The organism is Paenibacillus monticola (genome assembly GCF_009664975.1).
GTDB classification, from domain to species: Bacteria; Bacillota; Bacilli; order Paenibacillales; family Paenibacillaceae; genus Paenibacillus_AQ; species Paenibacillus_AQ monticola.
Map to the genome: position 1 here is coordinate 317,248 of NZ_WJXB01000002.1, position 13,106 is coordinate 330,353.

Consider the following 13,106-nt stretch of genomic DNA (forward strand, 5'->3'; position numbering starts at 1 on the left):
ATTTGTACTGTTATTCTACCCATTCTACATTCGCGCCAAGCGCACGCAAGTGGTCAAAAAATTGTGGGTACGACTTCGCAACATGGTGAGCGTCCTTGATAACCAACGGTTGCCGGGCGCGCAAACCCACAACGGTCAATGCCATAATCACGCGATGATCATAATGTGCATTAATCGTAACACCACCTTCAACGCCCTCCGGCATGCCATGGACAATAATCTCGTCACGACGCTCTTCTACATTGGCCCCTGCACGAGTCAGCTCCGCCAAGTAATCGGTAATGCGGTCGCATTCCTTATAGCGCAGGTTCTCCACATTATAGAAGCGCGACGTTCCTTCGGCAAATACAGCTGCAGCTACCATGGCCAATACCGCATCGGTTGCCGCATCTCCGTCAAACTCAACCGCCTTCAGTTTGCCGTTCCCCTGCACATGAACCGTGCCTTCCTGATGGGTGAGCGGTACTTCCATCATACGCAGCACATCGACAATCGCTTTTTCTCCCTGCTTGCTATGCTCGGCCAGGCGGTGAATCTTCACATCCGACTTCGTAACTGCTGCTGCCGCAAGCACAGCCGCAGAACCTGGATAATCACCCTGTACCGTATAGGACTTGGCAGCATAGGTTTGGCGTCCAGGTACCTTGAAGGACATATAATCGTCAGCGGCGTAAACCACGATTCCCGCCTGCTCCAGCACCTCCAATGTCTGGCCTACAACTACCTTCGACTTCAGGTCATCAAGAACGATGATCTCACTATCCTCCTGCAGCAAGGGTGTTAGAAAAAGTAAAGCACTAAGATACTGAGAGCTAACCGCGCCTGAAACTGTGATTCGTCCCCCTGTCGGATTACCGCCTCGGATGGTGATCGGCAAACGTCCAACATTATGCTCCACTTCCACTCCAAGCTGACCCAGTGCTGTAATCAGGTCATCATGCGGCCGTTTACCCAAAGAGTCCGGGTATGTATTCACGAACGTAACCTCAGGACTAAGGGCGGCCACAGCCATCAGAAACCGTAGAACCGCGCCTGCATTGCCTACATTCAATTCCTTTACATCACGAGGATGGCGTCCGAAACCTTGAATAACGATTTTCTCGTCATCTTCAGTAAGCACCGCTCCAAGATCCGCTATACATCGGCGGATGGCATCACTGTCCTCACTATGAGCCGGGTGATAGATCGTGCTGACTCCTTCAGATAAGGCAGCAACGAGCAGATAGCGCGTTGTATAATTTTTGGAAGAGAGGGCTCCAAATTCTCCTTGCAGTACTGGTGTCGGCCTAACAATAACGTCCATAATATAAACTCTCCTTAGTACTTATAGTCTGCAGCAGTAAATCTGATCTGTATTCTCATATTCGTTCTGTATATGTAGAGCTTCGTTTGACAGGGTATTCTGCACATGTGTTATCATTAGAGCATTCTGCTGAGGAAAAGAGGTCACAACCATGAATGATATCCCCCAAATCACAGCGCAGGAACTGCGTCTACGTCTCGAGACAGGCGAGAACCTTATCCTGATCGACGTTCGTGAAGATGAAGAAGTCGCCCTGGGAATGATCCCCGGTGCACAGCATATTCCTATGGGTGAAATCCCGCAACGTACTGAGGATATTCCGGCAGATGCCGAGGTTATCTTCATTTGCCGCTCCGGTGCCCGAAGCCAGCGTGTCTGTGAATATTTGCAGCAGTTCGGTTATAACACAGCCACTAACTTAAGCGGCGGAATGATTGAATGGAATGAAACTCTGGAAGATTAGCATAACATGCGGATGCACTTAAAAGCTCAACCGCGGTAATGCAGTAAAATATGTTGCGACACTTGTGCCGCACTTAGTCCCGTTGTATCGACCGTGCAATGCGCGAAACGGTAAGCCTCACGCCTAGACTCCATAATGTGTCTGACCCGTTCTTCCGCGTTGCCGGCGAGCAGCGGCCGGTTGTGATCTACGCTAACACGGGCAATAATCTCTTCGATCGCTGCTGTTAAAGCAACTACAAGACCCTTATCCAGCATTAATGAAGTATTCCCCGGTGCCAATACTGCGCCACCACCTGTCGAAATCACTCTTCGCTCGGCCTGCAAGACACGTTTCAGTATATTTGATTCTACACTCCTGAAGTATTCTTCACCCTCATCTGCGAAGATTTCAGCAATACTCCTGCCTTCAGTCTCAACAATAACCTGATCCACGTCGACCAGATCATAGCCCAATTCTTCAGCCAAAAGAGCACCAACTGTCGTCTTGCCTGTAGCCATCATACCTACCAAGATGATATTCTTATTCCCGGTTATGTTGCTCATACTTTCCAATTCTTCTGTATCCCCAGCCATGACTACCCTCCAACCGCGACATTTGTCATATCATAACACAGGGTCAAAAAAACAAAAAGACCCGAAAAGCCCGCTATTTCTCACGGAGCCTTCCGGGCCGCTGATTGCGGCTATCTCAAAATATATGAATTTACTGTTACTCTGCCAACCAGTTGTGGTGGAAGACGCCTTCTTTGTCCACACGTTTAAAGGTGTGAGCTCCGAAATAATCACGTTGTGCCTGTAGCAGGTTCGCTGGCAGACGTGCTGTACGGTAGCTGTCATAGTAGGCCAAAGCACTTGCAAAGCCTGGTACTGGAACACCAAGTGTTACAGCTGAGGCAATTACTTTACGCCATGCGGTTTGGTAAGAACCCATGATGTCATTAAAGAACGGATCGAGCAGCAGGTTCTTCAGCTCTGCATTGTTCGCATAAGCATCCGTGATGTTCTGCAGGAAACGGGAACGGATAATACAGCCACCGCGCCAGATTTTAGCCAGCTCACCATATTTAAGATTCCAGCCGTATTCGTCGGAAGCTACACGAAGCTGTGCGAAGCCTTGCGCATAGGATACGATTTTGCTCGCGAACAATGCTTTACGCACGTTCTCGATAAATTCAGCTTTGTCGCCCTGGAATGGCTCGTTAGTCGGACCGTTCAGAACTTTACTTGCTTCTACGCGCTCATCCTTCATAGCAGACAGGAAACGTGAGAATACGGATTCGGTAATCATGGACAAAGGCACGCCAAGATCAAGCGAGCTTTGGCTTGTCCATTTGCCGGTCCCTTTTTGACCTGCAGAATCCAGAATGACGTCAACCATAGGTTTGCCGGTTTCTTTATCATATTGTGCAAAAATATCTGTAGTAATCTCGATCAAATAGCTATCGAGTTCGCCTTTGTTCCACTCTTCAAAGATATCATGAAGTTCTTTAGCATCAAGACCAAGTACATCCTTGAGCAATTGATAAGCTTCGCAGATCAGTTGCATGTCGCCATACTCGATGCCGTTGTGCACCATTTTAACGTAGTGGCCCGCACCGTCAGGTCCGATATATGTACAGCAAGGCTCTCCGTCCACTTTGGCCGAGATCGCCGTAAGAATTGGTTCTACAAGCTTATACGCGCTTTCTTGACCACCTGGCATAATAGAAGGTCCTTTAAGTGCTCCTTCTTCACCACCGGAAACACCGGTACCGATGAAACGGAAGCCTTGATCTTCCAGATCTTTGCTGCGACGAACCGTATCAGGGAAGTAGGCGTTACCCCCATCGATAATAATATCACCTTGATCTAGAAACGGCAGAAGCTGTTCGATCGTTGAGTCGGTTGCTTTACCCGCTTGAACCATGATCAGGATTTTACGCGGTGTTTCAAGTGATTCAACAAATTCCTCGATGGTAAAAGCACCCGTGAGGTTCTTACCTTTCGCTTCGCCAAGAAGATCATGTGTCTTCTCCGGGGAACGGTTAAATACTGAAACGCTAAAGCCTTTGCTCTCGATATTCAGAGCCAAATTCTTGCCCATTACCGCTAAGCCAATGACGCCGATTTGTTGTTTTGCCATCTGGTCCTCCACCCTTTGCACCCTATATTTTTGTGAAATCCATTTCTCGCAGCACAAGAAGAAACGGCTTCACCGTCCTTTACCGGGGACGATACCCGTTTCTCGTCAAAATATAAGCTAAGTATGACATAGGCTTATACTTGCTTATATTTAAGAATACCACCCTTTGTCAGAGACAGCAAAGTCAGACTGCAAAATGAGATCAATTTCATTGACAAACACCTAAAAGTCAAGAAGATTGTATCACAATGACTATATTAACGTATTTAGCAGCAGAAGTGAACCCCTGCGAGTAAATTTTGTCTCAAAACTAAGACACCCTAATTTTTCAGGGTGCCTCTGATTGCGTCTATTGCCCATTATCTCACCATTCCAGCATACCTAATTCTTTAGTCAAAAAGGTAAGCTTTCTTGTACATTCATCTACAAGCACCTGATCCTTCACCTTCAGTGCCTCATTCAGCCGATCCAGCTGTTCGTCAACATCCACCCTACATTGGAGAATTCGTTCCTCTCCCTCTACAGAGTAGTAGAGCTTCGTTAGCTCCAGATCCGAAAGCAACGGCCCCTTCTGATACAGCACACGCTGTTGATACCCTGATATCTCTACCAGACGAATCACTTCACCGAATAAAATGTTCTCAATAATAATCTGGCGGTCACGAAAACGCTTAACGATGGCGTGTCCGCGCATGTCACCGATCAATTTCTCCATCCATTCGGAAAGGCGTGCATCGCGGATCATATAGTCCCCCACCAGCTTATAACCATCCTTGATCCGTTGAAAGCGCAGCTTCACCAGCTTGCGGCCGGTACGTACCGAAATAACAAAGATACTTTCGTTCTCGCTCCAGTAAAGGGAATAGCCTTCTTGGATCAAATCTTTTATAAGGTCCTGAATATGCTGTCTATCAAAGCGTAATTCCAGATTACAATACTCAACCTCATCGTTTTTGTTCAAGGCAATCCCCCCTCACAGCTATACGCCAGCATGAGCCAGCTTCGCTTAAACTTAGAGTGATACTGTCCGCAGGACCTCCACTAGAAATGAATTAATTTCGCGTTCGTCTTACGCTTATTTTATACTTCAGTTTATGTAGCGGTAACTTGGTTTATTGACTATTTTTACCCGCAACACTCCTTTTCCAAACCCTATAGCGGAACTTTTGTTGCGTTTGGCTACATTGAATGGTTCATTAATTAAAGCAGTGACTACATTCATGCCATTTATAGGATTTACGCTTACTCCATACCTACAAAGAAAGCCGCTGATATGTACCGGATATACCCTCCGGACACCAGTGGCTTTTGCCGTTATTAGTTCAATTAGCGTTCAACTTCAGCTTCGTTCGGTGGACAATAAGCAGATGCAGCACGAACAGCAGCAGCATGACAAAAGCGCTGGCGAGAAAAGGTACACCATGTCCAACGGTATCCCATAGTTTACCCGATAGCACGGGCCCCACAACCATACCGGAGCCTTGCAGGGTTAGAAATAAGCCCCAGACGGTTCCCCGTTCTCCTTTAGGTACCTGCTTAGCCAAAAAGGCGTTCCAGGCCGGCAGTATAAACGCATAGCTCACACCAACCAGTGCCACGGCGCAGAACGCCAGCGGCAGCCAACGAACTTGAGAGAACAACGCTAACGAAAAGGCAGCCAGCAGGAAACCGATATTTAAGAACACCGTTGTTCCTATGCGGTCAACCAAACGTCCAGCCGGAATTAGCGTAAGAACCGTAATCCCTCCACCCGCGATCAGGAGCAGACTGAATTGGTTCGGAGTAACATGAAGTTCAGTGCGTGCGAATAACGTAACTACAGGAGTCATGAGACCAATGGCAAAGGCTTGCAGAAACAAAGCAGGGTATAACAAACGACTAACTTTCAGCGACGTTCTAACCTGCTGCAGAGTTCTTTTGAGGCTTCCCAGCGGACCCAATGGTTTACGTTCCACCGCGTCCCCCTCTGAACTCATATCCCGCACAACATGTGGAGCGTTATGTCCGATTCTTTTGGGCAGAAACAGGGCAACCGCCACTACAGCCGCAGCACAGACCAGCAGGAATAAAAAGGCCATCCGGTAACTCTGCCCACCATGATCCATCAAAAAATTTACTGTAATGGGGCCGATCCCCGTTCCCGCAAGTGAAGCCATTTCGACAGCACCCATCGCTGCACCACTGCTCCCACTTTTAGTAGAGCCAGCCAGCTCGGTTACACCTGTCATTACACAAGGCCATAACGGAGAGGTACCCATCCCTAAGATTAGGCACGCAGCTGAAAGTGACACTGCATCTTTAGCATAGATAATCATCCCCAAGGCCACCAGAATCAGCAGCAGTGCTCCTGTCATCGTCCAGCGGTAACCAATACGCTCCATAATCCAGCCGGACGGACTGCGGAAGAGGTTGTCGCCCAAATATTGCAGGGCAAAGGCGAAACCGACCACTGTAACCGACAAACCTAACATGTTCTCCATATATACCGGCAGCAACGCTACCAGGAGCGAACCTTTGACGAACTCAACCAAAAAAATGATGACCCACATCTCAATAATAAAAGGTGATGCCAAATTAATATGCATACGCTGTTGTACTTTGCCAGGCATTCCATCACATCCTAGTAATATGTTGATTGTTTTGTTATACTGATGCTTGCTTGAAAATTTACGATTTGCGAAAGGTTGTGACAGCATTAAATGAATCAACACCGTACTCCCCTCTTCACTGCTCTTAAACAGCATGCCGCCGGTAATCCAGTTCAATTCCATATTCCGGGACATAAGAAGGGGCTAGGAACCGATGCCGAATTCCGTGAGTTTATCGGCGATAACGCTCTATCCATAGATCTGATCAATATCGCACCGCTAGACGATCTTCATCAGCCCACAGGCGTGATACTAGAAGCTCAGAAGCTGGCTGCGAAGGCTTTCGGCGCCGACTATACGTATTTCAGCGTACAGGGCACGAGCAATGCCATCATGACGATGATCCTCTCTGTTTGCTCACCGGGTGACAAAATTATTGTGCCGCGCAACATTCATAAATCAGTGATGTCGGCCATTATTTTCTCCGGAGCCAAACCTGTGTTCGTCTCACCCGTACAGGATGAGAATCTTGGGATAGACCACGGCATAACCACCAGCTCGCTGGAACGAGCATTAAAGCGCCATCCGGATGCCAAGGGAGTTCTAGTAATTAATCCTACGTACTTTGGCGTTTGTGCCGACCTTCGTTCAATTGTGGAACTGGCCCACAACTACGATGTCCCCGTTCTGGTAGACGAGGCACATGGAGTACTGATTCATTTTCATGAGGATCTGCCGATATCGGCCATGCAAGCCGGTGCGGATATGGCTGCAACCAGTGTACACAAGCTGGGCGGCTCCATGACGCAAAGCTCGGTACTGAATCTGAATGCTAAGACCGGTCTGATCAACCCGCAACGGGTGCAGACCATTATGAGCATGCTGACAACAACATCTACATCTTACATTTTACTGGCCTCACTGGATACCTCCAGACGCAATCTTGCTCTGAACGGACATGAAATGGCAGCGAGAACCATCGCTTTATCCAATTATGCTCGGGATACTATTAATAACATTGAAGGCCTGTACAGCTTTGGAAAAGAAATACTTGGCACTGAGGCAACCTTCGACATTGATCCTACCAAACTTAACATTCACGTGCGCCACTTAGGTATCACCGGTTATGAGACCGAAAACTGGCTGCGCGCGAAATACAATATCGAAGTAGAACTTAGTGATATGTATAACATTCTTTGCCTGATTACTCCTGGTGATACCCAAGATTCAGTAGATAAATTATTGGCTGCCTTGCGGGTCTTATCTGCTATTCATTACAGCAAAGGGGAAATCTACGAGATGAAGGTGCAGGTTCCGGAAATTCCGCAACTGGCCCTTATTCCGCGAGACGCCTTTTATGCAGATACGCAGTTGATACCCTTCCGGGAATCAGCAGGATACATCATCGCCGAGTTCATCTACGTGTATCCACCGGGAATCCCGATTCTTCTTCCTGGTGAAATTATTACCCAGGATAATATTGACTATATCATAGACCATGTAGAGATTGGACTTCCAGTCAAAGGGCCCGAGGATCGTAGTATAACGAACATTAAAGTCATTGTGGAGGCAGATCCAATCTCCTGATCATCTTTCTCCTAAAATACAAAGCAACTAAGAAGAAGCGGGTACCGTCCTTTTATGGACGGTACCCGCTTCTTCTTGAACTATAAGGATAAGTTATCGTGTGTAATATCAGCTATCCAAAGGATAACTTTATCCGTACCGAAATCTATTCTTGCGTGGCAAGCAGCTCGTTGTACGCCTCTTCAACAGCTTTCCATTCAGCTTCGTCTTCGATATTGTACAATACCATTTCCTCGTCTTCTTCTTCCATGCGCAGAATGATGCCATCAGCTTCAGGATTTTCGCGTTCCAGCAGCAGCGCGTATAATTTCTCGCCTACGTCGAACGTTTCCACCAGCACCATCTCTACATCTTCACCCTGCTCGTTCGTCAAGGTCAGCACAAACTCCTCGTGCTCATGGTCATGATCATGTCCGCAACCGCATGCTTCACCATGTTCATGGTCATGCTCATGTTTGTGATCGCTCATTGTAAAACCTCACTTTAATTGAATTATCCTACAAAGGGTATCGTATCATGCTTGATAAGTTCAGGTCAATTTGACAATGCCACAAAATCCCTAATTAAGCGCAGTGATTACTTTCTCTGACACAAGTACGTAATCTCCATTCTTTGACACCTTGATATAGAAGCCTACCCGATATTTACCGGTATCTTTGAAATCATACGTAATCTCCGAGCTTGAGAACCAGAAATCTTCCTTCTTCGTTCCTTCCATATCACGCGAATCGATATCCTTGATGTTCCCTGATGGATCAGTAATCGCAACTTTAACCGAAGAAATCTCATCCGTCAGGCTATCTACTTGAGATAATACCTTGAATTTGAGTTTGCCTACATTTACATTACCAAAAACAGTATCACCCTTGAACAAAACAATTTGCACATTTGGCTTGAGGATTGTCACTTTTCCAGAACCATCCCAACTCACAATTCCCCCTACTTCTCTAGCAGGAATATAAGTCTTACCATCAATTAAATAACCACCGTCTGCAATTTCTTTTCCGTTGCTCCATACTCTGATTTTATCATTTACTTCATCTGCGAATAATAATGAGCTGCCCATGAGGGAAAACACGAGCACGCACAGTGCAATTTTTCTCCATCTCATCATTAGAGACCCTCCAAGTAATTCATGCTGTTAATATATACTACCTTTCCGCCGCCAAGTTGCGCTGCATACAGGTAAAAATTTCATTACACCGCTGCAGGTGTTCATATAGTGCGCTTTATGCTTCCCACTCCTATCGAAAGGGAATAGCAGTTATACCGTCGCCAGAGTTAAATTGCAACTAATCAGGGTCACTTCACAAATCTATTCATTATTGAGTGGATATGTTATGATCACACCTAAAACCACTGAAGCAGGTGAATTCACTGTCAAATGTGATGCGTGATCGACGCTTGATTATATTACTTATAGCCAATATTTCCTCTTCCATAGGAACGGGTATTACAATGATCGCAGTACCATGGCTGCTTGTGAATCGAGAGAACGGGGAAGAAATCTATGGTTACGCTGCCTTAAGCGTGACGATCTTTCTATTCTTTCTGTCCCCTTATATTGGGGTATTGGTAGACCGCTATTCCAGAAAGGCTATACTTCTCCTGAATGAATGGACCGGGATGCTAATTGTTGCTTGCTTTGCCATAGCTGGATTTTTAGCCGGAGAATTTCACACCTGGCATCTGATCGGGATATATATGGGCGGCACCTTGTATTACACGATCCATTATCCTGCACAGTTCGCTTTCAATCAGGAGATTTTTGAACGATCCCAATACCGTACTTTGAACAGTGTGATGGAAATACAAAGTCAGGTTGCCTCTATGGTTGCCGGTGGACTGGCCAGTCTTGTCATTGAGAGAACAGATTTGAGCATTCTGCTGCTTATGGATGCCACGACACATATCATAGGCCTTACACTCCTCTTTATCATTCCGTATTCCACATCAAATTCCAGCAGGACTACGGTCAGAATATCGATGTTTTCGGATATGAAAGAAGGATTTTCTTATTTAAAGGGCCGTCCTTTGCTAGTCTTGTTCTATATCAGCTCTCTAATGCCGTTTATTGGAGTCATGGTAGGAAACTATCTTTGGCCGATCTACATAGCAAAAAATTTACAGGCGGATGCAACCGTACTGGGTCTAGCAGATATGATCTATGCTATTGGAGCGGTACTTGCCGGATTTACCATTCCACTTATGATGAAAAGATGGGGGGCCTATATTACGGTTTTCCTATCAGTCACTATTTTCACTGTCGGTTTACTAATAGCGGCATGGACAACTATTATTGTCATCTTCCTTAGTCTAAAAATATTGCTCGGATGGGGAAATTCAGGAGCTCGGGTAGCCCGAAATACGGTGATGATGGACCTGGTTCCAAATGCACTAATCGGTCGGGTGAACAGTTTCTTTAGCGCTGTCGGAATGGGGATGCGGGTTGTACTGGTCAGTCTGTTCACGCAAAGCATACACTATACAGGAGCATCCATTTCGCTTACCATTGTGGGAATTCTTCTAATAGTTTCTATTCTCGGAGTGATAATGAGCCGCTCTATTCTGCAACGTGACTACTCCAGTCAGGGGTAAAACATACAATTAAAACCGGCCGGACATTCGCGTCTGTAGACGCCTGTCCGACCGGTAATATTCATTACAACTATTCTAAAATAACGGCAGCTGGTCAAGGTTGTTCGTTGGATCTCCATCCGCGTCACCGCGAATATACATTTCCCCGTCCCTGCCTTTAAATACATTAACTCCTGCAATTTTCCCTGCCTGGACTTCCTGAAGTGCCTGCTGGTAGTCAAGCACACGTCCTGAAGAGGTCTGGAAGCTTCGTAAATCCCCATCACCATTCTTCTGTGCCGCAATAAATCGTTCACGTTCGTTACTGGATTCCATATCGTTCGCCCCTTGCACTTAGATTTGCCCTGATGAGGCACATCATAGCTTGTGCAAAGGAACAGTGAATTATGTGCTTAGCTCAAATAACTAGAGGATTTTCTGCATCCGTACATGCAAAATTCCAGCATCATAGAAAGGCTCCGTAGAAATCACTTCATAACCTAGTTTGGTGTAGAAGGACTCCGCCTGACATTGACCGTCAAGAATGGAAGCTTCCAAACCCAGCTCGCGGGCTAGTTCCTCCATCGCCAACAGCAGGACACGTCCGTAACCCTTGACCCGATAATCTTTCAGCACGGCAATTCGCTGCATTTTGGCAGTGCCTGCTTTATAATAAATTAATCTGCCCGTAGCTACGGGGATTCCCCCATCTATGATTAGGAGATGATGCGCATTCGGGCCAATCACATCGTATTCGTCGATTTCCTCCTCAGCCGGTACTTTTTGCTCCTCGACAAACACCTTTTCCCGAATATCCAGACCCATTTGAAGCTGTTCCTCTGTGATAACACGTACGATTTCCGCCGCCATGATTGCAATTCCCCTCTCTATGTATGAAACGATAGTTGACCTATTATACAGAATAATGGGTTAACTGTATAGTTGAAGGGCAAGTAACCTACTCCGCAGAGTAAACGTTATCTGGAATCGAGCGGCTATATACATCCTGCATAACAGGAGCCTGAGGGCCGTATGGGCTCTGCAGACCTCCATCTAAACTCGACATTTGCTGCATCTCTATAACACTAGGTGCCTGCTTCACCATGACACAACCCGTTATCCACAGCAGCAGAAATAGTAACGCACAGACTGCTCCCCATTTCACTTTTGTACCCATGCTTAGCACCCCTTCATCGTTATCTGCCGTTGTTCTTACTACAGCTTTGACGATTTCGGAGTTTTTTAAAACCTTAAAGATTTACATTCCCCACCAAATGGACCAAATACATCATCCCCGCCAGAAAACCAGCCAGTAGAAAATAAGCAGCACCGTATTTCCAGCGTGTGTTTGCCGGCACATCATAATACTTGTCGTTGTCAAAGGGAGTATATAGGATTTCGAGATGCATTCTGAGGTGAAGTCCATTCTCAAGCGTCACATGTTCCAGACGGGTAATTCGCACCTTACTTATGATAGCTTGCTGCGTCAATACGGCTGTACCATTATAATCAAGAGTATCCCAGTTGACCTTAACATGTTGCTGCCGGTTCAGATCACTGTAGGTCGTAAAGGGCAAATCTCTTCTATGGTCCGGCCCCGGAATCATATAGCCTACATCCTTCAGATGCTCCACTGGAATCAAAAATCCTTTGGACACAGATGACAGGGTGTTGCCCTGGCCTTTCTTGCGCTGCTTAATGAATTTTTTGTACAAATCGTAAGCAAACAGCGCCCAAATGATAAAGAATAAAATGGACTGCAGATAGAGAATGACCGCTAAACCACCCACCAAACCAACTAGCCACAACCAGCGGGTAACCGCTACGGCAATGCGCCCGCCGTCCAGCGGATGGATCGGCAGCAGGTTGAGCAAATTAAGCAGCAATCCAATATAGGCCAGAGAATAGAGGAGCGGACTGTCTGTATAATAGGCCGCTACAAAAACAGCTACAGCACCAATTGAACCTAGTATAGGGCCGCCAAAAGCAATGTAGGCTTCACTTTCAGCATCAAGTGGCTGTCTTTTCATCGCGATCAGAGCACCAACAAAGGGAATAAATAAAGGGGCACTGACTGGCAATCCCTTCTGTTTAGCTGCAATGACATGACCCAACTCATGAACAAGCAATAGCAGTACAAAACCTACGGCGAACCCCCAGGGATAAATCAAGGCATAGGCCCATATGGAGATCATCATTGAAATTAGCGGGGCGGCAATTTTGCCTATTTTCAAGAGGGACAGGATTGCCTTTCCTTTAAGGAGGAGCATGGCAGCTCCGCCTCCCAACCATTTCATGGGTGTGGATGTATTTTTTTGCGGTTCTTTTTGCGGCAAGATCTTGAGCCCCTTTGACTAATAAATTTTTCTTTAGAGATATCCTCCTATTTTACCATAACGGTCTAAGAAGTTCCTCTGGGCACCGATTCATCATCCAAGAGAGAACATCAACAAGTCCGCCCCGG

The 13,106-nt window shown here is 46.5% G+C and carries 14 protein-coding genes; 3 read left to right on the top strand and 11 right to left on the bottom strand.

Annotated features, from left to right (window positions below):
- Positions 1–10 precede the first annotated feature (10 nt).
- Positions 11–1,303 carry a 3-phosphoshikimate 1-carboxyvinyltransferase gene (aroA, locus tag GJB61_RS05900; protein ID WP_154117544.1) on the bottom strand — a complete coding sequence of 431 codons (1,293 nt, stop codon included), beginning with the start codon at positions 1,301–1,303 and terminating at the stop codon, positions 11–13.
- 151 nt (positions 1,304–1,454) lie between these two features.
- Here aroA and GJB61_RS05905 point away from each other — a divergent pair, with 151 nt between their 5' ends.
- A complete protein-coding gene (locus tag GJB61_RS05905) occupies positions 1,455–1,766 on the top strand; it encodes a rhodanese-like domain-containing protein (protein WP_154117545.1) in 312 nt (103 codons plus the stop codon).
- Between the two features lie 26 nt (positions 1,767–1,792).
- Here the strand turns inward: GJB61_RS05905 and GJB61_RS05910 are convergent, their stop codons facing one another.
- The 4 genes from GJB61_RS05910 to GJB61_RS05925 form a co-directional block, all read right to left on the bottom strand.
- Positions 1,793–2,341, bottom strand: coding sequence for a shikimate kinase (locus tag GJB61_RS05910; protein ID WP_229521498.1), 549 nt, complete (start codon positions 2,339–2,341; stop codon positions 1,793–1,795).
- Between the two features lie 136 nt (positions 2,342–2,477).
- A complete protein-coding gene (gndA, locus tag GJB61_RS05915; protein WP_154117546.1) occupies positions 2,478–3,890 on the bottom strand; it encodes an NADP-dependent phosphogluconate dehydrogenase in 1,413 nt (470 codons plus the stop codon).
- 364 nt (positions 3,891–4,254) lie between these two features.
- Entirely contained in the window at positions 4,255–4,851 is a 597-nt protein-coding gene (locus GJB61_RS05920) for a hypothetical protein (protein WP_154117547.1), read from the bottom strand.
- Between the two features lie 361 nt (positions 4,852–5,212).
- Entirely contained in the window at positions 5,213–6,499 is a 1,287-nt protein-coding gene (locus GJB61_RS05925; protein ID WP_154117548.1) for an MFS transporter, read from the bottom strand.
- A gap of 90 nt (positions 6,500–6,589) precedes the next feature.
- On the opposite strand from GJB61_RS05925, the gene GJB61_RS05930 reads away from it, so the two are divergent.
- Entirely contained in the window at positions 6,590–8,065 is a 1,476-nt protein-coding gene (locus GJB61_RS05930; protein ID WP_154117549.1) for an aminotransferase class I/II-fold pyridoxal phosphate-dependent enzyme, read from the top strand.
- 145 nt (positions 8,066–8,210) lie between these two features.
- Here GJB61_RS05930 and GJB61_RS05935 read toward each other — a convergent pair whose 3' ends face one another.
- Both GJB61_RS05935 and GJB61_RS05940 read right to left on the bottom strand, forming a co-directional pair.
- Positions 8,211–8,534, bottom strand: coding sequence for a DUF1292 domain-containing protein (locus tag GJB61_RS05935; RefSeq protein WP_154117550.1), 324 nt, complete (start codon positions 8,532–8,534; stop codon positions 8,211–8,213).
- Between the two features lie 90 nt (positions 8,535–8,624).
- On the bottom strand, positions 8,625–9,176 hold the full coding sequence (locus tag GJB61_RS05940; protein ID WP_154118141.1) for a copper amine oxidase: 552 nt from the start codon (positions 9,174–9,176) through the stop codon (positions 8,625–8,627).
- A gap of 257 nt (positions 9,177–9,433) precedes the next feature.
- On the opposite strand from GJB61_RS05940, the gene GJB61_RS05945 reads away from it, so the two are divergent.
- Positions 9,434–10,663 carry an MFS transporter gene (locus GJB61_RS05945; RefSeq protein ID WP_338115681.1) on the top strand — a complete coding sequence of 410 codons (1,230 nt, stop codon included), beginning with the start codon at positions 9,434–9,436 and terminating at the stop codon, positions 10,661–10,663.
- Positions 10,664–10,738: 75 nt separating this feature from the next.
- On the opposite strand, the gene GJB61_RS05950 is transcribed toward GJB61_RS05945, so the two are convergent.
- The 4 genes from GJB61_RS05950 to GJB61_RS05965 form a co-directional block, all read right to left on the bottom strand.
- The gene (locus GJB61_RS05950; RefSeq protein ID WP_154117552.1) at positions 10,739–10,978 is read right to left on the bottom strand and encodes a DUF3892 domain-containing protein; all 240 of its coding nucleotides are present in this window, start codon (positions 10,976–10,978) and stop codon (positions 10,739–10,741) included.
- A 90-nt stretch (positions 10,979–11,068) separates the two neighbouring features.
- Positions 11,069–11,512 (bottom strand): GNAT family N-acetyltransferase, encoded by a 444-nt coding sequence (locus tag GJB61_RS05955; RefSeq protein WP_154117553.1) that lies wholly within the window; start codon positions 11,510–11,512, stop codon positions 11,069–11,071.
- An 88-nt stretch (positions 11,513–11,600) separates the two neighbouring features.
- Positions 11,601–11,819 carry a hypothetical protein gene (locus GJB61_RS05960; RefSeq protein WP_154117554.1) on the bottom strand — a complete coding sequence of 73 codons (219 nt, stop codon included), beginning with the start codon at positions 11,817–11,819 and terminating at the stop codon, positions 11,601–11,603.
- Between the two features lie 73 nt (positions 11,820–11,892).
- A complete protein-coding gene (locus GJB61_RS05965) occupies positions 11,893–12,939 on the bottom strand; it encodes a site-2 protease family protein (RefSeq protein ID WP_154118142.1) in 1,047 nt (348 codons plus the stop codon).
- Between the last annotated feature and the right edge of the window lie 167 nt (positions 12,940–13,106).